Raw genomic sequence first — 19486 nt, 5'->3', positions numbered from 1 at the left:
GAACATTATCCAGCCACTATTCAAATAAGTGAAATGACAATGAAAAGCCATCATCAAGTTGCTCTATCTCTTCTTACACTCTGTATTAGCCAGCAGTTGTATGCGCAAACCAACGTTAATACCCCAATGACAGACACTACCGAAAACTCGATAGCCAGTGATGTACCAAACGTGACTTTAGATACTATTACGGTAACAGCGCGCGCTAAGACGGGAACGGCGCTGGCACAAAAAATCAGTGAGATGCCAGCCGTTACCCAAGTGATTGGTGAAGAAGATATTCGAGAGCAGGCCACAGGCAACCGTACTACAGGCGATATATTGGCACAGCTGATTCCGAGTTTGGGTGCTAGTAGTGGTTCAACCAGCAACTATGGTACGACCATGCGCGGTCGTCCGGTACAATACTTGCTAAATGGCGTGCCTTTATCAGGCTCACGCAGCTTATCACGAGAGCTAAATAGTATTGATCCAGCGCAGCTTGAGCGGGTAGAGGTGCTTTCTGGTGCGACCAGTATTTATGGCGCTGGCGCAGCAGGTGGCCTCATTAATCTGGTCACCAAATCGGCAGCAGGCGCAGGTTTTACAGGTCAAACTCGATTGGGTATTGACAGCAGCCGTGAGTTCGAATCAGATTCATTGGGTTATCATGTGGGTCAGAGCTTGGGTTATGGTGGCGAGCGTGTTTATGGCCGCTTAGATGTGGATTATGAGAATAGAGGTGGCAAGTTCGATAGCCATGGCGACCGTATCGGCCCAGATGTCAATCAAACCGATCAACAAGATACCGAATCATTGAGTGTCAACGCCAACTTAGGTATAGACATCGATGACAGCCAAAGCGTGAATCTGGCGGTGACCTATTATAACGATGAGCAAGATACTGATTACGGCCCAGATTATGGTAAAGAGTTAGGAGTATTATTACTGGGTACGCCGCCATCCTTAAAAGCAATCGATGGTGCTCGTATAGAGAATCAGCCTTATACCACCAAAAAATCCGTGAATCTCAACTATAACAATGACGATGTTTTTGGTTCTAACCTAAGCGTTACGGGTTACTACCGCGATGAACAAGGACGCTTTTATCCTTCGGCCAAAGACGGCAGAAAACAAGCCCGTGAAGTATTGCTAGCAAACGGCATCGACAAAGACACAGCGAAAGAGCTGGCAGCCGATGCGAAATTCGTTATGCAATCAGAAGCCGATATCGAAGTGATGGGTCTGCGCGCTGCCATGCAGACTGATACTGAGCTTGCTGGCAAACAAACATTATTGAGCTATGGCGCTGACTTTGAGCGTGAGAACAGCGAACAAACCTACCATGGGCAAGACTTCACTCAGTTCGAGGACAGTAATGGTCTGGTTTCGAAGACAAATGGTATAACCTATAATGGTGGGCCGGACACCACTATTGATAAGATTGGGGTGTTTATCAATGCTGATACCGATATCACGGATAAATGGCATGCCAGTGCGGGCGTGCGCTATCAAAAGCTTAAGGCAGAAACAGACGCCTTTACCCCATTTTATGAGCAGCTGTTAGAAGAATACTTTGATGGCTCTGATACTAACTACCAAGCCGGTGACGTAGCAAAAGGGAAGACGGATCACGACAAAACGTTATTTAACCTCGGTAGCAGTTATCAGCTGACACCAAATGATCAAATATTTGCCAATTTTTCACAAGGATTTACCACCGCTGACATCCAGCGCGCCTTACGTGACGTGCGTGCAGGCTATGTGGTCAACTCAGACAATGTGCAGCCCATCTCGATCAACAACTATGATTTGGGCTGGGAAGGTAAACGCGGTGATACGTCAGCCAGAGTAAGCACCTTTTATAATACCTCGGACAAAACCGTTCGTTTTACCAAGGATTATACTGTAGAAGTGGTGGATACGGACGAGCGTATCTATGGCGTAGAGGGATCGCTCACTCAGGATATTAGTGATAACTGGCAAGTGGGCGGTAGTGTGGCTTATACGCGTGGTCAGTATAAGAAAGATGGCGATTGGCTGGAGTTAGATGCGGTGCGCTTGACACCGCTCAAAGGTACTGCGTTTGCTCAATATAACTTTGATGAAGGTAGTAACATAAGACTGCAAGCATTGGCTATAGGTGGCGATGATAGAGCGTTTAAAGATCAACAAAAAGACCCTGATGCTGGTGCGCTGCCAGTCACAGGTTATATGACTTTAGATGTATTGGGTCAAGTAAACATGCCAGTAGGTCGAGTGGGTTATGGGGTTTATAACGTACTCAATAAAGACTATCAAACGGTTTATCATCAAACCACGTTTGGCGACTTGAACCGTCTACCTGCCACAGGGACAACCTATGGTCTAAGTTATACTGTTGATTATTAAACAATAGAGTCTTAGCTTACATCTTGTTGGATAAGTCGCTTGGAGTTATTTAAACCCCAAGTTTAAAACTTTCACCTAGATAAAAATTCGTGATCGATAGAGCCTTTCAAGCTATAAAGTATAAAGTTTGAAAGGCTTTTTTTGTATTTTTAGGATGAGGAGTTAATTTTACAATCAGACTGTCCTAGATAATTAGTTCAGTTCCTGTTTAACCCATTGTTTTAGCTGATGTAATTGATTTTTTGTATCGCTGTAGTTAAAACGCTACTCACATTCCTTTAAAAACACATGGAAATGCTCTTTTAGGATGCCATTATATTTACGCATATGACGCTATCCTCCAAAAGTTTTATATTCCGTTAATATGGTTTCTGTCTAGTGCAAAATCTTTTGAATGATTGATACGGTAATGGATGAAATCACTGACATCAAGCGCTTTTTAACCTCTAAAGTAGTCAGTGTAAACGATACTATCAGGCTTTACTTTCTCTTTCATGTTAGGAATTAAGGTACCGGCTCTGGCATTAGGAATGGTACAAGCATAGATGCTGCCATTGCGCTTAAGCAGTCCAAAAACAGGAAATTTGTTACCCGCACCGCGACCACGTTTGCCTTTGCGTCTGCGATTATTTTTATAAATTAGCAGTCTAAGATGATGAAAGGAGTGGCTTGCTGTCGTTTTATTAATAGCCAATAAGCTTGCTGCTGTTCTTACTGTACAACCAGCAACAAATAGTTCAATGAGTCTGATTTGTTTGTACCAACTTAACCTACTCTTTCTCATCTGACTATCCTAGATTATTTTACTTATCTAGGACAGCCCCAAAAAGTGCTTTGGCAAACGGTCTGATGAGCTTAAATACTATTAACTCAATATTATTAATAATTCAATACTCATCAAGATCGTTTGCCAATGACACTTTTCCATCATAAAGCGCTGAAATCTCAGTATAAGCAGTTTCGATGGGAGCGCCGTAATGCAATACATGGGTCAAGACCAATAGACCAGGCTTTGTCTTGTTTGCAACTTTAGCCAAATCTGTCGTCAATGTGTGGGATAGTTGATGGTAATTTTGCCAATTTTTATCCAGCGCACTCCAGCCTTCATGACTGATTACTTCATGAATCAGAATGTCTACGTTTTCAGCCTTTTTGACTAAGTTCTCGTTATAGGTGGTGTCGCCTGAAATGACGATCGTTTTATCAGGCGTGGTGACTTTATAGCCATAAGCAGGCTCGATATCGCCATGACTTACTGTGAACGCTTCTACCGTGACATCGTTCTTATCGAAAATAATACCGTCTTTTGATATTTCCGTGATAGCGACTTTGTACATATTGGCATCGCGGACAGGCGTATTGCCATTGAGGCGCAGGGAAATGTCCATTTTTTGCATATCATAGTAGCCATTGGTCATGTCCTGAAGACCTGTTGGCCCGTAAGCATGTAGCTGCTGGTCACGTCGCCACCAGTAAGTCGCCGCCAATTCTGGATAATCCAAAGTATGATCGCTATGTAAATGCGTCAGAAACACATTTTTAATCTTCGTTGGATTTAATTCAGGGGCATCCATCTTTTTCCAAGCTTGGATCGATCGTTGTACTGTTCCATGCCCCATATCAAACAAGTATGCTTCATTATTATAAATGATAGCGACACCCGAACCTGCGCGTTCGGCGCTGGGCACTGGTGTTCCTGTGCCCAGCATGATGACCCGTGTTTCTGCGTTCGCTGCGACCGTCGATAAGACAGCAGCAGTAAGCAATGATATCCATGTCATAGGTGTTTTTATTTTCATGTTTGATCTTCCTTGATCATTTATAAACCGTGATGTGGATTAAAGCTTACACGCGGCGCTGGCTTCTTGTGCTTTCTCATATACCGCTTGTGGGTCGAGGCCTAATGCTGCAACATCGTTTAGATATTTTTGCGTGCCTGCCTCTAATGGGCCTTTCCATTGCGGATCGTTTAGGGGGTCAGGGATATCGATCATGGTGTCACCTTTGGCCTTGGCTTCGGCCATGTATTTGGCATCTTCAGCATCGAATACTTTACCAGCGCTCGCTGCCATGGCTTTGCCAGAGTTATCATCGATGACTTTTTTGAGGTCATCAGGCAGACTTTCGTACTTGTCTTTATTCATCGTTACCATGATGGCAGAGCTATAAAAAGGAATATTGGTATGGGTATTGGTCAGCTCGATCAATCGAAAAGAGCCTGTGGCATCCCATGGCAAACTAAGCCCATCTAACACGCCGCGCTGGAGCGAAGTATAGATATCGGTAGCCGGTAGTCCGACTGGTGTGCCGCCTGCAGTTTCAATGATGTCGCCTGCGATCGCTGATGGTCGACGCATACGTAGGCCCTTTAAATCATCTGGCGTACGAATGGCTTTATCGATGGTGTGCATCCCCCCAGGGCCAGTACCCATCATAAACAGCAAATGGGTGTCTTCATATTCATCCGATATCACCCCATCATCATAGAGCGTCTGCAAGATGCAGTTCATTTGCGTGGCGGAGTTAGACAGACCCGGTAGCTCTGCCACTTGAGTTAAGGGGAATCGGCCATTGGTGTAGCCCTGCAACTGAGAGCCGATATCGACGGTGCCTTTGGCAGTGGCATCATAAGTAGCGTCAGGTTTACTGAGAGTCGCTGAAGGATATATCTCAACCTTGAGGCGACCGCCAGACTCTTCTTCGACCTTACGCGCCCAAGGCTCAAATATCTCTGTATGCGTTGCTGCTGTGGCAGGCCAAAAGTGCGAGAAGCGCAGCGTAGTGACGGCTTCTGTACTTGTGGCAGCGGTATCGTTTGATGGCGAGCAACCCGACAAGCTGATCAAAGCGGCGAGTGTCAGGCTCAGAGGCAATATTTTTTTCATCATAAAATCCCTTTTTTGATGCTGCATTATAAAATATTTGTTCTAAATAAGAACTCTTGTTCGTATAGTGAATTTAAAATACCTTTTTTTGAGTTTTTTGTCAATCCATCCGATGGCTGTTATGCATCACGCTGACTCATTTTTTAAGGTCATATTTTCAATGGCTTGCAATATCGTGTCGCACTGTCTTTGCGCCGCGCCGCAATAGCTGAGTGGAGATAAAATAGTTGTCAGCCCATCATCCTCGCTCAGGTCGACAGACTGCTCTGCTAGCAAGGCCTGAAATGTAGTGACAAACCCTTGGTGTTTGCTATGCGCCTCCTCGCTCGCTTGCGCTATCAAAGGATAGATGGCGTCTTTGTTATCTGCAAAGTAGGCCTTTAAGCTTTTGCTCAAATAAGCATCGCTATTTAAATCAAGGTTGGCGGCCATACGCTCAGGATACACTTGCAGCCCTTGTAATAAGGTCTTTAAGTACGACATCCCGCCTGCTACCAACGCTGTGCCTTCCGTCAAAGGTACCCAGCTGGCATGCCATTGTCCCAGTGCGCGCTCAAAGGGCTGGGCGGTTGTATTACTAATGACGCTCAAGTGCCCGTGCATTCTAAGCGCGGCGGTTTTTATCAACGCACATAGTACTGGGTTGCGTTTGTGCGGCATAGATGAAGAGCCGCCCATGCCCTCGATAGGAGGTTCAGCCACTTCACCCAACTCAGATTGAGACATCAAGGCAATGTCATCGACAATATTTTCTATCGTGCCTGCACAAGCATCCAACAGGGAAGCAATCGCATGGATAGGCTGTCTATTGGTATGCCAAGGGAGCAGGGGGGCTGATAGCCCAAGCGATGCTGCCACTTGTTGCGGCAAATCGTTATCTTCGTTATCTTCGTTGCTTACCCCCACAGGGCCGCCCCATTGCAAGTAAAATCCTGACTGCACTAACTGCGATAAATCAGGTATGATGGCGGTCAGCGGGGCTGCCCACTGGGTGACTTTTGTGCCAAAAGTGATCGGCAAGGCTTGCTGCATCAAGGTTCTACCTGCCATAGGTGACGAGCGATGCGCTTTAATCAGTACCGAGCAAGCGGTGAGTACCTCCTCCAAATCTTGTGTGATACGCTCAAGTGAGGGCTTGAGCATCATCATCATGGCGGTATCAATCACATCTTGACTGGTCAGTGTTTGATGAAAAAAAGGCCTTACGTCTGACGGTAGCAAAGACTTTGCTTGTGCCACAAAAGGAATAGCCGCGTTACCACCCAAATAAGTCTGGGCCCCAATGGCATCAATATCAAACAACTCTATGTCTAATGCTTGTTTAGATTGTTGAAACGTGTTTTTTGGGATAAGCTGATTCTGCTCCCTATGTTCTAAAACGGCTAACTCAAAATTTATCATTGCTTGAATAAAAGCTCGATCAGAAAGCGCTTCGGCAACGCCAAGATGTACAAAAGGCTGATTGATTAATCGATTGATTTTCATTTAGAATCCCTAACTTTGGTAAGTGTAAAAAATATTTCTATGACACAAGATAAGAAAATACCCTTTGATAGTCCAGATTTCGTGACGTCTCTTGCAGGCGGTTTGAGCGTTCTGCGGGCGTTTGATGACAACCATTCGACCATGACGTTAAGTGAGGTCGCCGAATGTACGGATATGGACAGAGCAAAGGCTCGGCGCTATCTGCTGACGCTACATGCATTAGGCTATGTCCATAAAGATAAGCGTCAATTCAAACTCTCTCCCAAGACACTCAGCATTGGATCCAGTTATTTAAGCAGTGCGCATCATCACGATATTGTGCAGTTCTATCTAGAACGGGTGACCGAAAAAACGGGTGAATCTTGTTCATTTGCGGTATTGGATGATGATGAAGTGGTGTATATCGCACGCTCTGCTGCCAAACATCGCCTGTTATCAATTGCACTCTCTATCGGTACTCGGCTGCCTGTTGCTTACACCTCTATGGGCCGTGCTATCTTGGCCAATCTGCCCAAAGATGAGCGTGAAGACTACGTCAACAAAATAGAGCTAAACGCGTATACGCCATTTAGTATCACTGATCGTGAACAATTCAAAAAAATGTTAAGCGACGCTTACGACGAGCAATACGTGGTTGTCGATCAAGAGCTGGATACCGGTCTGCGATCACTTGCACTACCCATCTATAAATCAAATAATGAATTAATCGGTGCAATCAATATCAGTACCAATGCCATGCGCGTGTCAAAAGAGATGCTCATCGAAGAGTTTCTGCCTATATTGCGTGATTGTGCTGAAAAAATCCAAACCTATTATATTTGATAGCTCATAAAAAGGTTCTTATCTTGACATCAAGGCTGCCAACGCTTTAAAGCGTTGGCAGCCTTTTTTGTCAGGTGATACCTAGCTCCTATGAGGTCAATTGACGTCATAGGTCATGCTTGATGTTATCTGGCATAGACAGCATCCGTACTAGCATAAGCCATTGACAGAAGAATAAAAAAAGTTTAATTTAATTCACTATACGAACATTAATTCTATTATAGAACAAAAGGAATCGTATCGATAGGTAATTTGACTATAAAAATTTGACCATATGAATATGGATATTTACTGTTTTTACTTCAGACCATGGGCTTACAAGACAACATTCATTGAGCATATATGGAATCTGCGGTACTTGAACGATCAAAAAAGGACTTTACGATGAAAAAGATATTGCCTCTGAGCCTGACATTGGCAGCTTTGATGGGCTTGATGGGTTGCTCGCAGTCAAATGAGACCGCGACAAGTGCTGAGACGAGTAATGATGAGGTCACCACTTTACGCCTGTCACATTTATGGCCAGCGACAGCCGCCGCGCATACAGAGGTGATAGAGCCTTGGGCAAAAAAAATCGAGGAAGACTCGAACGGCCGCTTAAAAGTCGAAATATACCCATCCGCCACCCTAAGCAAACCCGATGCCACCTATGAGGCCGCTGCCAAAGGCACTATTGATATTGGCACACAGTTACAAGGCTACACCAACGGCCGCTTCCCCTTGACTCAAGTCGCCGAGCTACCAGGGCTGTCCAGTTCAGCCACGCAAATGAACTGTATGCTGCAAACCTTGTATGATGATGGAGTGATCTCCAGTGAGTACGATGATACCCATTTGTTATTTATGATGGGTACTGGCCCTGGCGGGATGCATACCGTTGACCAAGCTATCCGTACGCCAGATGACTTACAAGGCCTGCGTATGCGCCGACCATCAGCGATCGCAGGGGATATCATTGAGTCAGCAGGCGGTACGCCCGTCGGTCTGCCTGCCACGGATTTGTATACCTCTTTGCAGCGTGGCGTGTTAGATGGGGTAAGCCTGACGTGGGATGCGATGGGGCCGTTTAGGTTGATCGAGCTGACCAACACGCATACCAATATTCCGTTTTATAGCTCTGCTATGATGGTCACGATGAACAAAGACAAGTATGAGAGCCTACCTGACGACCTTAAAAAAGTCATCGATGATAACTCAGGTAAAGCCATGGCAGCGAGCGCTGGTAAAGTCTTTGATGCTCAGGATGCCAAATATATGGCTGAAGCCAAAGCCAAAGGCGATACCATGATCGACATCCCTGACCCCTTAAATGACCCGCATTGGAAAGGGCGACTAAAGGCTGGCACTGAAAAGTATCTAAACGATGTCACCGCCTTGGGTTTAGATGCACAAATGGTGTATGAAAAAGCGCAAGAAGCCAGTGCGGCTTGCAAAGTGTAACTAACAAACGTTTACTAGGGTCTGTTGAATCTTCAATAGACCCCAGGATGTGTCCGTGCTTTTAGTCTATTTAGAGGCTTTCGTTCAGATTGAAAAAATGCCTTAATAATAGGCAATAAAAAAAGACCCTGTTTGGGTCTTTTTTAAGGCTTGATTTAAAGGTAACAGGCCCTAAATATCCAGTACCAGCTGAGCGCTTTTCGCCCGCGAACAACACGGGGTAAACTGGTCGTTTTTTGCTTGTTCTTCTTCTGTGAGAAAGACGTCCTTATGGTCTGGCACGCCGTCTAACACACGAGTCAAGCACGTGCCGCACATACCCGATTCGCAAGAAAAAGGGATCTCAATATCGAACGCTTCTAAGGCTTCGATGACCGTTTTGTCCGCTGGCACGTTGATTATTTGCCCTGTGCTACTGATCTGAACATCAAAACTGCCATTATCAGCAGTGCTGATCGGCGTGGCAGAAAAATACTCGCGATGTAATTGTGCAGACGGCCAATCTTGTGCTTTTGCCGTTTCAAGAACGTGTTCCATAAAACCACCGGGGCCACACACGTATACATGCGTGTCAGAGTGAGGTGCGGCAAGGATGCTTGCGGTATCCAACTTTTGCGCGGCATCTCCATCATCAAAATGAAAATGTACCCGATCAGCGAATGCCGATGCTTGAATGCGCTGCATAAAAGCGGTTTTTTCTGGGCTGCGCGTACAGTAATGCAGCTTAAATTCTGCGCCAGTATGGGCCAGTCGCTCTGCCATACATAGGATCGGTGTGATGCCGATACCACCTGCAAACAGTAGGCTGCGCTTGGCATCGTGAGCCAGTGGGAAAAGGTTTTTGGGTTCGCTGATCTCTATGCGATCGCCGATATTTATTTGCTGGTGCATCGCGACCGACCCACCACGTGAGGCTGGGTCTTTGAGTACCGCTATTTGGTAACGATGGTTTTCGTGGGGATGATTGCATAGCGAGTATTGGCGCGTGATGCCGTTAGGCATTTTGACATCAACATGGGCGCCAGCACTAAAGGGGGGCAGTGCTTCATTATCTGCGCTTGCCAGCTCAAAAAGACAGATATCGTTCGCGATCACTTCTTTTGACTTTACCAAAACTTCCATCATGATAGGTATCCTTCACTGGCTAAACACCATGCCAGCGTGTTTAGCCAGTTGTTCATTAAATTGTCATTTGATTTGTCATTTGATAAGGGTATTAACATCGGCGTCTATAGATTGACGTTCTCTATCAATTGGTTTTCTTCTTTGATGAGCGTGTCTAAAATACGCCGTGATTTGACGCCACCGGTATCAATGTTCAATTTTAAGAGCTTGCGTTCAGGATACGCTAATAGGTTGAGTTGCTGACGCTCTAGCATCTCCAAATCCTCGCTGAAGATCTGATGCTGTCCTTGACGAATCTGCTCTGTCAGCTCGGTGTCCTCGGGTTTGAAGTTACGCGCCATGCCCCAAAAATACCAAATAGAGGTCTCCGTCTCAGGGGTGATAAAATCGACGACGATGCTGCCTGCCTTGTGCTCAGGATCCGCGTCGTGACTGCCTTTTCCAGCATGGGCAACCCCGACTTCAATCATAACGTGACTGGGCGGGCTAAACTTACATATCTGCCATCTGTCTACAGGCACATCGTCAGCCAGTTGATTGGCACGCAGGGCCGCCTGCCAAAAAGGCGGGGCGATGATGTTCTCCATAAAGCGACTGGTGATAACCATATCGTCTTCGGAGGTAGTATGGACAGGGGTTTCGTCGATTTCTTCTTGTCCGATACTGCTGGCATGGACATAGGTTTCATGGGTGAGATCCATTAGATTGTCGATCATAAGGCGGTAATCGCAGTTGATGTGAAACAGACCCCCGCCATACGCCCATTCAGGATCGTTTGCCCATTCTAGTTCTGGAATTTTGGACTCATCGGCAAGCTCAGCATCACCCGTCCACACCCATACGAATCCATGACGCTCGACAACAGGGTAGCTGCGGTTGCAAGGGAAGCCTCTGACGCGTTGGCCTGGCATGGCGGCGGTTTTGCCGTCGCTGCCCATTTTTAAGCCGTGATAGCCGCACACCAGCAGGCCATCTTCTACATAACCGAGTGATAATGGCGCACCACGATGCGGGCAAAAGTCTTCGACGGCGGCGACCCCTGTGTCGCTTTGATAAAAGACAATATTCTCGCCGCATATGGTGCGTCCTAGTGGCTTTTCTTGATATTCATCTGGCGTACAGGCGACGTACCAGCAATTTTTTGGAAACATCTCAAACTCCTTTTGTGTGTAAAAATCCCTTTAATTGGATCCAATTTATCATAAAAATAGCGTTTGTCTACTATAATTTGGGTATATTGGATCCAATAAGTTAATATTATCTATTTCTTCATGTGAATTTTATACAGATCAGCAGTGATGTATTTATTCTTACTGCTAGGTATTACTTTGCCTCCGTCATTCTTATCGAAAGTATACCTGAGCAGACATAACCAATAAAAAACAGTATGGTTGGTCTATGATGGGCGCGCACTGTTTGTTTATGCTGCTAGCGTGCTATGCTGATGCTGAGCTAACTGATGTCAATTTTGATGTTGGTGTCGATGGCTGGCTTGTTTGGTCTTTTAAAAATGTGAATGGATGGTGAGGTTTGAATGAGTAAAGCGGGACAACGTGTGATTAGCGCATTGCGGCAAATGATCCTCTCAGGTGAGCTGGTCGCGGGAGAGCGTATCGCTGAAATACCGACGGCTGAACGTCTTGGGGTCTCTCGTACGCCCATACGCATCGCTTTTCGTTCGCTTGAGCAAGAAGGGTTATTGATTAAACTAAAAAATCGCGGCTATCGCGTGCGCGAAGTAACCACCGAAGAAATCAATGGCGCCGTTGAAGTGAGAGGCGTGTTAGAAGGCTTGGCTGCAAGGCAGGCCGCGGAAAGGGGGCTGACAGCAGAACATCGTCAAAGCATGGTGAAATGTCTGGTAAGAGGGGATGCGTTGTTTGCCAAAGGGCATGTGACGGAAGAAGATCTTGAGATCTATCATGAGATTAACCAACGCTTTCACGCGTTAATCATTGAAGCCAGTCACAATCCTGCCATCGATATCGCAAAAACACGCAGTGAACACATGCCCTTTGCATCCGTCAGCTCATTGGCTATTGATCGTGACAACTTGGCAGGCGAGTATCGGCGGTTTAATTTTGCCCATATGCAGCATCACGCGGTGTTTGATGCGATCAGCCATGGTCAAGGGGCAAGGGCTGAAGGAATAATGAGAGAGCATGCCAACGCCACCCTGCGTTATGCACAGATATTCAACTCCGAACTAAAGGATCCCGATACGATACGGATCATCAGTGGCGATGCAAATGATGATTAGAGGATGATGTGATTTGATGACTAAAAAGCAGCTGATGCTAGTATGCCACTGACGATTATTGGATGCATTGGCAGCTATTCATATCCCCTATATACGATCAAACAAAGACCCAATCGGGTCTTTTTTGTTTTTGGAAAAGTCATCAGTCATGTTCTTGAGATTTGCCGCGATAAAGGAAATGCTGGATACGACTTTCAATTGAAGAGAATACGGAATAACTCGATTGACAAGCGAAAAAAAAGGGTGTAATTTAATTCATTATACGAACAATAATTCTTATATAGAACAATATTGGCAGTAATCAATATTGGATTGTAAGGATACAATGTACTCGCATAGTGTACTCATATCGTCTCTAGGGAGAGAGCAGCATGGTCGCAGTCTATATTTGTCATCCAAAACGTTCAGCAGTCGGTCGCTACGGCGGCGCTTTGGCCGATATTCGTCCTGATGATATGTTAGCGCAAGTAATCAAAGCGGTAATCGATGATGCGCCTGACTTTGATCACAGCGCGATTGAAGATGCCTTTATAGGCTGTGCCAACCAAAGCGGCGAAGACAATCGCAACGTGGCGCGTATGAGTGTGCTGCTATCAGGTCTACCAGAGACCGTACCTGCAAATACCATCAATCGATTATGCGGCTCAGGTCTGGATGCGGTCGGCACCGCGTTTCGCGCGATTGCCAGCGGTGAGATGGATCTGGTGCTAGCAGGCGGCGTTGAGTCAATGACGCGCGCGCCCTTTGTCATGGGCAAGCCCGAAAAAGCTTATGGCCGCAGCCAAACTCTGCAAGACACGACCATGGGCTGGCGCTTTATCAATAAAAAGTTAGATGCGCTATATGGTACAGAAGCTATGCCGCAAACCGCGGAAAATCTAGCAAAACAATACGACATCTCACGCGAGGATCAAGACAGCTTCGCGCTATGGTCGCAGCAAAAAGCAGCGGCTGCACAAGATAATGGACAACTGGCGGCTGAAATCACGCCTATCACCATCGAGAGACGCAATAAGGACGCACTCATCGTTGATACAGATGAGCATCCACGTCCAGACTCAACCATAGAAGCCTTAGAAAAACTGCGTCCTATATATAAGGACGGCACGGTAACGGCTGGTAATGCTTCAGGTATCAATGATGGCGCAGCTGCCATGCTGATTGCGAGCGCGGCAGCCGTTGAAAAGTACGGTTTAACCCCTGTAGCTAAAATAGAAGGGATGGCAACGGCAGGTGTGCTGCCAGAAATCATGGGTATTGGCCCCGTACCAGCCACTCAAAAGCTGTTAAAGAAACTCAATTTGACGCTGGATGATATGGATATTATTGAGCTAAATGAAGCGTTTGCTGCACAAGCATTGGCTTGCTCACGTGCCCTTGGGCTGGATGACCGTGATCCACGTATCAATCCTAGAGGCGGCTCTATTGCCTTGGGTCATCCGCTAGGCGCATCAGGTGCGCGTATCTTGATTTCAGCAGTTCACGAATTACAACGTACCGATGCACAGCGCGCGCTATGCACCATGTGTATTGGCGTGGGGCAGGGTATCGCGCTCATCGTTTCACGAGTAGGAGAAGAATGATGGCATTTTTAAAAACAGACGCGCATTTGATTGCTTACCAAGACAGTGGTGAGACTTATTTACCTGCACTCTTTATGGCGCATCCACTCGGTATGAGCCGTGATGTGTGGGATACCGTGTGCGATCAACTGCATGGACATTACCGCTGCGTTCGCTGGGACTTACCCGGTCATGGTAGCAGTGATGCAGCCGCAGAAGGACTGAGTGCTGAGCAGTTGGCGTTGGATGTCGTAGCGTTGGCGGATCACTTACATATTGAAGGTTTCAGTTTTATTGGTACATCAATCGGCGGCGTGATTGGTCAGTCGTTATGCCAATTGGTCGCTGAGCGTTTAGAGCAAGTATGGCTGACCAATACAGGTGCCGTCATTGGTACCGCGGATGCGTGGGCTGAGCGTGCTGCTAATGTGCGCCAGTTGGGTTTAACCGAGATGGCCGAGACAATCGTACCGCGCTGGTTCTCACCACATTATATCGAGCAAAACCCTGAAATCTCACAAGGCTGGCAAGTACAGCTGGGACGTAATGATGACGAAAGCTACGCTAAGCTATGTGAGGTATTGGCTCAAGTGGATAACCGCGGAAAGCTTGCTGATTATCCAAATTATGTTGCATTAATCGCAGGTGCAGAGGATGTCTCTACCCCGATTGCGGCACTAGAAACGCTAAAAGCAGAATTTTCTGATGCAAGCCTAAGCGTCTTTGAGGGCGTGGGGCATGTCCCCTCTATTGAAGCGCCTGATCATTTGGTTGAACATCTTCAAACTAATACCAACCGCGCTACTGTTGGCGAAACAGGCATCAGCTATGAGCAAGGTTTGACACAGCGCAAGCGCATTTTGGGCGATGCCCATGTTGAGCGCGCGTCCAAAAATGCCACGACCTTAGATAGCCCATTCCAGCAATTTATCACCCGTAACGCATGGGGCGAGCTGTGGGGCGATCATAGTTTGACTGTGCAGCAAAGAAGCATGATTACCACAGGCATATTAGCCGCGCTTGGTCGTGATGGCGAGCTACGTCTGCATCTGCGTACTGCCAAACGTTTGGGCATCTCTGAAGACCAGTTGCGCCAAGTATTGATGCATGTGTCTATTTATGCAGGTGTGCCAGCGGCCAATCATGCGTTTTCTTTGGCCAAAGAAAACGGATGGGGCAATCCAATCAATTAATATTCAAAACCACAAGCACTGATTATCAATAAGGTTTGCGTTATAGCAATGGAGAATACCGTAATGAGTCATAAATACCCTTCTTTTCTTCCACGTGATCGGTCTTGGCAGCCTGCACAGTATACGCCTGGCTACAAAACCTCGGTGGCGCGTTCACCCAGTCAGGCGTTAGTCAGTATCCAAAGAGCCAGTGACTCAGAGCGTAGTGGTCCTGTATTTGATGGCTTAGAGATCGGTCAGTATGACAACGATCTGCTAATGAACTTTCGGACAGAAGGCGAGCAAGCAGGGTTGCCTATTGGTGAGCGTATCATCATGCACGGTCAGGTGATTGATCAGTTTGGTAAGCCTGTGCCCAATACCTTGGTTGAGATGTGGCAAGCAAATGCTGGTGGCCGCTATCGTCATAAAAAAGACAATTATCTGGCGCCACTCGACCCGAACTTCGGTGGTGTGGGTCGCTTTATCACCGATGCCGACGGACGCTATCATTTTCGTACCGTACGTCCAGGACCTTATCCGTGGCCAAATGGTGTTAATACGTGGCGTCCAGCGCACATCCACGTATCAGTGATGGGACCTTCTATTTCGACGCGCTTGATTACGCAATTGTACTTCGAAGGGGATCCGCTCATTCCGCTATGTCCGATTGTACAGGTCTTAAAAGACCCAGAAGCGGTTGAAACGATGATTGCCCGCTTAGATATGACTATGAGCAAGCCAATGGATTGTCTGGCCTATCGTTTTGATATCGTGGTGCGCGGTGCATTACAAACGTATTTTGAGGAGTAGATCATGTATAGCCAATACAAATTACAAGATGATAGCGGTTTGCTGCGTGAGACAGCCTCTCAAACGTCAGGGCCGTTTGTGCATATCGGTTTGGCATTAGAAATCGCAGGTTTTGAATCTCGTTCAGATGAGATTTGGCAAGATTTGGCCAAAGAAGGTGCTAAAGGCGAGCATATCGAGTTAGTGGGTCATGTATACGACGGTAATGGTGAAGCGGTTCATGATGCCCTGATTGAAATATGGCAAGCCGATAGCGATGGTAACTATGTTGCCAATTTTGACAATAAACAACCTTTTAGTGGATTTGGGCGCAGTGCTTGTGCCTTAGATGGCGATTTCCATTTCCATACGGTAAAACCAGGACAGGTGGGTTTTTACGGTAAGCCCATGGCGCCGCACGTCAGCCTTGCCATTTTTGCTCGTGGTATCAATTTGCATCTACAAACCCGTGCCTATTTCGATGACGAACCAGAGGCCAATGCCGAGTGTCCTATATTAAATAGCGTGCCTTCAGTAGAACGTCGTAAAACGCTGATTGCCAAAAAAGAGCAAGGCGATGGTAAGCCCCGCTATCGATTTGATATTTATTTACAAGGCGACAATGAAACGGTTTTCTTTGATTTTTAGCGAATCATTTTGCAATACAGAGGTGTTTTTAGACCGTTAGTATTCTTTATTCAACGTCTTTAGGCAAAGTGGAATTTGCCAAATAACAAGTGAGAGGGATTTCATGAAACAGAAAACACAAGTTGCGATTGTTGGTGCAGGTCCATCTGGATTACTGCTTGGGCAATTACTGACGAAAGCGGGTATCGACAATGTCATTTTAGAGCGCAAAACGGGCGAGTATGTCCTAAGTCGTATTCGCGCAGGCGTTTTAGAGCAGGGTACGGTCAACCTGATTCGCGAGTCAGGGGCCGGCGCGCGCATGGATAAAGAAGGATTGGTTCATACTGGTACGGATTTTAGTTTTCAGGGCGAGCACTACCACATCGACATAGAAAAACACAGTGGCGGCAAGCATGTCGTTGTGTATGGGCAGACTGAGGTAACGCGCGACTTGATGGAAGCACGTGAAAAAGTCGGTGGCACGACGGTTTATGAAGCAGAAAACGTCGAGCTCCATGATATTGAATCAGACAATCCTTATGTGACCTATCAGCATAATGGCGAATCGTTCCATTTGGACTGTGATTACATCGCTGGCTGTGATGGCTTTCATGGTGTCTCACGTAAATCCATCCCCTCTAACGAACTAGAAGAATATGAAAAAGTCTATCCGTTTGGTTGGCTTGGGCTCATGAGTGACACTCCACCTGTGAATGATGAGTTGGTTTATTGTGCCCATGAGCGCGGTTTTGCGCTATGTTCGATGCGCTCGCCAACCCGTAGCCGCTACTATATCCAAGTACCAGACACAGATAAGATCGAAAACTGGAACGAAGAGAAATTTTGGGCTGAGCTCAAACGCCGTATCCCACCAGAAATGGCGGAACGATTGGTAACTGGGCCTGCTATTGAGATGAGTATTGCTCCACTGCGCTCTTATGTCTGCGAAACCATGCAATATGGCAAAGTGTTCCTATTAGGAGATGCCGCACACATCGTTCCACCAACGGGTGCTAAGGGTTTGAACCTTGCTGCAAGCGACGTAGAAACAGCCTTTCGTTTATTCGTAAAAATCTACGAGGAGCAACGTACTGACCTGATTCCTCGTTATCAAGAAATCTGTTTGGCACGTGCTTGGAAAGCGGTTCGTTTTTCATGGTGGATGACGATGCTATTACACCGCTTTCAGAGTGCAGGTCGTTTTGATTTTCGGGTACAGCAGGCTGAGTTTGATTACTTTATTCATTCAGATGCTGGCAAAGCCACGATTGCTGAAAACTACGTCGGTTTGCCGTTTGAGGCATTGGAGTAAATAGCTGCGTTTTAATTATTTATATCTGGCGACTTAACTCTTTTATATAGGATGATTCAATGTTAAATAAAGTGACAGAATCTGCTATCGACGCCATGAGCCATATTAATGATGGAGCAACCATCTTGATAGGTGGCTTTGGTTTGGCAGGTCAACCAGCAGAACTGATTGACGCACTGATTGAACGCAATGCTAAGGATTTAACTATCGTTAGCAATAATGCAGGCAACGGTGAGACGGGATTGGCACTATTGCTCAAATCAGGTTGCGTGCGCAAGATTATTTGCTCGTTTCCGCGTCAGCATGATTCATATATTTTTGATGATCTCTACCGAGCGGGAAAAATTGAGCTTGAAGTGGTACCACAAGGGACGTTAGCGGCTCGTATGCAAGCAGGTGGCAGTGGTCTTGGTGCGATTTATACGCCAACGGCTTATGGCACGCTGCTTGCTGAAGGTAAGGAAACACGGACGATCGATGGCAAAAATTACGTATTGGAATATCCAATAAAAGCAGATTTTGCATTGATCAAAGCGTTTCAGGGTGATCGCTGGGGTAATTTAACTTATCGCAAAGCCGCGCGTAATTTTGGTCCGATTATGGCGGCAGCCTCCAACCATACTATCGCTCAAGTCAGCGAAGTGGTTGAGCTGGGAGTGCTCGATCCAGAACACATTATTACCCCAGGTATTTTTGTCCACGAAGTCGTCTGTATTGAAGGAGAGGCATCATGAGTGATTACACCCCACGTTCAGTCGATGAGATCGCCAAGCGCGTCGCCCAAGATATCGAAGAGGGCATGTATGTCAATCTAGGAATCGGACAGCCTACTCGAGTCGCTGATTTTCTCCCGAAAGACAAAGATATTTTTTTGCATAGTGAGAACGGTGTACTAGGTATGGGGCCAGCACCTGAGGAAGCGGACAGGGATGGCGACTTGATCAATGCCGGTAAGCAGTATATCACCTTACTCAAAGGTGGTAGTTATTTTCATCATGGTGACTCGTTTGCCATGATCCGTGGAGGGCATATTGACCTATGTGTTCTTGGGGCATTTGAAGTGGCTGAAAATGGCGATATTGCCAACTGGTTTTTGGGTCGTCCAAAAGACATTCCAGCCGTTGGCGGTGCCATGGATTTGGCAGTTGGTGCTAAAAAAGTGTACGTCATCATGGATCATGTTAGCAAAAATGGTGATCCTAAAATTGTCGAAAATCTAAAGCTACCTATCACTGGCGAAAAATGTGTCAATCGAATTTATACGGATCTTGCGGTGATTGACATCACTGAGCAAGGGTTGATGGTTCGTGACATGGTCGATGGACTAACTTTTGATGAGTTGCAAGCAAAAACAGGTGCCGCATTGCAACAGCCATAATTTAGATAAACGCTTAGTGTTCCATCATACGTAAAGTGCTTAACCATCAAGAAGGGATTTCATGATGAAAAAAAAATTATCTATAGCAGTCATGCAGACTGTTTGGCCGCTTATACATAATGAGTCGACTCATTATGTATCTGCCTTTGGTAACGCGGTAGGTGCAACATGACCCTACTAATCAAGCTCAGCGTCCTCATCTCCAGACTGTGTCAGCTTATCGGCGGCATCAGTCTTATCATCATCGTCCTCA

16 protein-coding genes and 1 pseudogene are annotated in these 19486 nt (G+C 46.4%); 11 read left to right on the top strand and 6 right to left on the bottom strand.

Features of this window, described 5'->3' with window-relative positions; translation table 11 throughout:
* The first annotated feature begins 39 nt into the window (after nucleotides 1-39).
* Complete coding sequence (locus JFC10_RS12930) at nucleotides 40-2370, top strand: TonB-dependent receptor (protein ID WP_198333228.1); 2331 nt, start codon at nucleotides 40-42, stop codon at nucleotides 2368-2370.
* Between the two features lie 192 nt (nucleotides 2371-2562).
* Here the strand turns inward: JFC10_RS12930 and JFC10_RS12925 are convergent.
* The 4 genes and pseudogenes from JFC10_RS12925 to JFC10_RS12910 all read right to left on the bottom strand — a co-directional run bounded on the left by JFC10_RS12925 (nucleotide 2563) and on the right by JFC10_RS12910 (nucleotide 6740).
* Nucleotides 2563-3154 (bottom strand): annotated as a pseudogene (locus JFC10_RS12925) (IS1595 family transposase).
* 103 nt (nucleotides 3155-3257) lie between these two features.
* Entirely contained in the window at nucleotides 3258-4169 is a 912-nt protein-coding gene (locus JFC10_RS12920) for an MBL fold metallo-hydrolase (protein ID WP_198333226.1), read from the bottom strand.
* Between the two features lie 39 nt (nucleotides 4170-4208).
* Entirely contained in the window at nucleotides 4209-5255 is a 1047-nt protein-coding gene (locus JFC10_RS12915) for a TRAP transporter substrate-binding protein (RefSeq protein ID WP_198333308.1), read from the bottom strand.
* 126 nt (nucleotides 5256-5381) lie between these two features.
* On the bottom strand, nucleotides 5382-6740 hold the full coding sequence (locus JFC10_RS12910) for a lyase family protein (protein WP_198333225.1): 1359 nt from the start codon (nucleotides 6738-6740) through the stop codon (nucleotides 5382-5384).
* 39 nt (nucleotides 6741-6779) lie between these two features.
* Between JFC10_RS12910 and JFC10_RS12905 the strand changes: the two genes are divergently transcribed.
* Nucleotides 6780-7562 (top strand): IclR family transcriptional regulator domain-containing protein, encoded by a 783-nt coding sequence (locus JFC10_RS12905; RefSeq protein ID WP_227685988.1) that lies wholly within the window; start codon nucleotides 6780-6782, stop codon nucleotides 7560-7562.
* Nucleotides 7563-7946: 384 nt separating this feature from the next.
* Nucleotides 7947-9002 carry a TRAP transporter substrate-binding protein gene (locus JFC10_RS12900; protein ID WP_198333224.1) on the top strand — a complete coding sequence of 352 codons (1056 nt, stop codon included), beginning with the start codon at nucleotides 7947-7949 and terminating at the stop codon, nucleotides 9000-9002.
* 171 nt (nucleotides 9003-9173) lie between these two features.
* On the opposite strand, the gene JFC10_RS12895 is transcribed toward JFC10_RS12900, so the two are convergent.
* Nucleotides 9174-10127: a PDR/VanB family oxidoreductase gene (locus JFC10_RS12895; protein ID WP_198333223.1), complete on the bottom strand. Its 954-nt coding sequence runs from the start codon at nucleotides 10125-10127 to the stop codon at nucleotides 9174-9176.
* A 104-nt stretch (nucleotides 10128-10231) separates the two neighbouring features.
* A complete protein-coding gene (locus JFC10_RS12890) occupies nucleotides 10232-11278 on the bottom strand; it encodes an aromatic ring-hydroxylating oxygenase subunit alpha (RefSeq protein ID WP_198333222.1) in 1047 nt (348 codons plus the stop codon).
* Nucleotides 11279-11661: 383 nt separating this feature from the next.
* Here JFC10_RS12890 and JFC10_RS12885 point away from each other — a divergent pair, with 383 nt between their 5' ends.
* The 8 genes from JFC10_RS12885 to JFC10_RS12850 all read left to right on the top strand — a co-directional run bounded on the left by JFC10_RS12885 (nucleotide 11662) and on the right by JFC10_RS12850 (nucleotide 19233).
* Nucleotides 11662-12387 (top strand): GntR family transcriptional regulator, encoded by a 726-nt coding sequence (locus JFC10_RS12885; protein ID WP_198333221.1) that lies wholly within the window; start codon nucleotides 11662-11664, stop codon nucleotides 12385-12387.
* A 371-nt stretch (nucleotides 12388-12758) separates the two neighbouring features.
* Nucleotides 12759-13970, top strand: a complete 1212-nt coding sequence (gene pcaF / locus JFC10_RS12880) for a 3-oxoadipyl-CoA thiolase (RefSeq protein ID WP_198333220.1) — start codon at nucleotides 12759-12761, stop codon at nucleotides 13968-13970.
* The gene (locus JFC10_RS12875; RefSeq protein WP_265091187.1) at nucleotides 13967-15142 is read left to right on the top strand and encodes an alpha/beta fold hydrolase; all 1176 of its coding nucleotides are present in this window, start codon (nucleotides 13967-13969) and stop codon (nucleotides 15140-15142) included. Before pcaF ends, JFC10_RS12875 begins: the two co-directional genes overlap by 4 nt.
* 63 nt (nucleotides 15143-15205) lie before the next feature.
* Nucleotides 15206-15934, top strand: coding sequence for a protocatechuate 3,4-dioxygenase subunit beta (gene pcaH / locus JFC10_RS12870; RefSeq protein ID WP_198333219.1), 729 nt, complete (start codon nucleotides 15206-15208; stop codon nucleotides 15932-15934).
* Between the two features lie 3 nt (nucleotides 15935-15937).
* Nucleotides 15938-16561: a protocatechuate 3,4-dioxygenase subunit alpha gene (pcaG, locus tag JFC10_RS12865; protein ID WP_198333217.1), complete on the top strand. Its 624-nt coding sequence runs from the start codon at nucleotides 15938-15940 to the stop codon at nucleotides 16559-16561.
* 103 nt (nucleotides 16562-16664) lie between these two features.
* Nucleotides 16665-17855: a 4-hydroxybenzoate 3-monooxygenase gene (pobA, locus tag JFC10_RS12860; protein ID WP_198333215.1), complete on the top strand. Its 1191-nt coding sequence runs from the start codon at nucleotides 16665-16667 to the stop codon at nucleotides 17853-17855.
* Nucleotides 17856-17914: 59 nt separating this feature from the next.
* A complete protein-coding gene (locus JFC10_RS12855; protein WP_198333214.1) occupies nucleotides 17915-18589 on the top strand; it encodes a 3-oxoacid CoA-transferase subunit A in 675 nt (224 codons plus the stop codon).
* The gene (locus JFC10_RS12850; RefSeq protein ID WP_198333213.1) at nucleotides 18586-19233 is read left to right on the top strand and encodes a 3-oxoacid CoA-transferase subunit B; all 648 of its coding nucleotides are present in this window, start codon (nucleotides 18586-18588) and stop codon (nucleotides 19231-19233) included. The genes JFC10_RS12855 and JFC10_RS12850 overlap by 4 nt, the downstream gene beginning before the upstream one ends.
* Nucleotides 19234-19486 lie beyond the last annotated feature (253 nt).

Origin of the sequence: Psychrobacter aquimaris (genome assembly GCF_016107525.1) — a bacterium.
Taxonomy (GTDB): Bacteria; Pseudomonadota; Gammaproteobacteria; order Pseudomonadales; family Moraxellaceae; genus Psychrobacter; species Psychrobacter aquimaris.
The sequence above is the reverse complement of the archived record's forward strand: the minus strand, read 5'-3'. Positions and strand labels throughout refer to the sequence as shown.

Bases quoted from the DNA above. Each gene is read 5' to 3' on its own strand.
- JFC10_RS12930 (WP_198333228.1), top strand. From the start codon at position 40: ATGAAAAGCCATCATCAAGTTGCTCTATCTCTTCTTACACTCTGTATT.
- JFC10_RS12920 (WP_198333226.1), bottom strand. From the start codon at position 4,169: ATGAAAATAAAAACACCTATGACATGGATATCATTGCTTACTGCTGCT.
- JFC10_RS12915 (WP_198333308.1), bottom strand. From the start codon at position 5,255: ATGAAAAAAATATTGCCTCTGAGCCTGACACTCGCCGCTTTGATCAGC.
- JFC10_RS12910 (WP_198333225.1), bottom strand. From the start codon at position 6,740: ATGAAAATCAATCGATTAATCAATCAGCCTTTTGTACATCTTGGCGTT.
- JFC10_RS12905 (WP_227685988.1), top strand. From the start codon at position 6,780: ATGACACAAGATAAGAAAATACCCTTTGATAGTCCAGATTTCGTGACG.
- JFC10_RS12900 (WP_198333224.1), top strand. From the start codon at position 7,947: ATGAAAAAGATATTGCCTCTGAGCCTGACATTGGCAGCTTTGATGGGC.
- JFC10_RS12895 (WP_198333223.1), bottom strand. From the start codon at position 10,127: ATGATGGAAGTTTTGGTAAAGTCAAAAGAAGTGATCGCGAACGATATC.
- JFC10_RS12890 (WP_198333222.1), bottom strand. From the start codon at position 11,278: ATGTTTCCAAAAAATTGCTGGTACGTCGCCTGTACGCCAGATGAATAT.
- JFC10_RS12885 (WP_198333221.1), top strand. From the start codon at position 11,662: ATGAGTAAAGCGGGACAACGTGTGATTAGCGCATTGCGGCAAATGATC.
- pcaF (WP_198333220.1), top strand. From the start codon at position 12,759: ATGGTCGCAGTCTATATTTGTCATCCAAAACGTTCAGCAGTCGGTCGC.
- JFC10_RS12875 (WP_265091187.1), top strand. From the start codon at position 13,967: ATGATGGCATTTTTAAAAACAGACGCGCATTTGATTGCTTACCAAGAC.
- pcaH (WP_198333219.1), top strand. From the start codon at position 15,206: ATGAGTCATAAATACCCTTCTTTTCTTCCACGTGATCGGTCTTGGCAG.
- pcaG (WP_198333217.1), top strand. From the start codon at position 15,938: ATGTATAGCCAATACAAATTACAAGATGATAGCGGTTTGCTGCGTGAG.
- pobA (WP_198333215.1), top strand. From the start codon at position 16,665: ATGAAACAGAAAACACAAGTTGCGATTGTTGGTGCAGGTCCATCTGGA.
- JFC10_RS12855 (WP_198333214.1), top strand. From the start codon at position 17,915: ATGTTAAATAAAGTGACAGAATCTGCTATCGACGCCATGAGCCATATT.
- JFC10_RS12850 (WP_198333213.1), top strand. From the start codon at position 18,586: ATGAGTGATTACACCCCACGTTCAGTCGATGAGATCGCCAAGCGCGTC.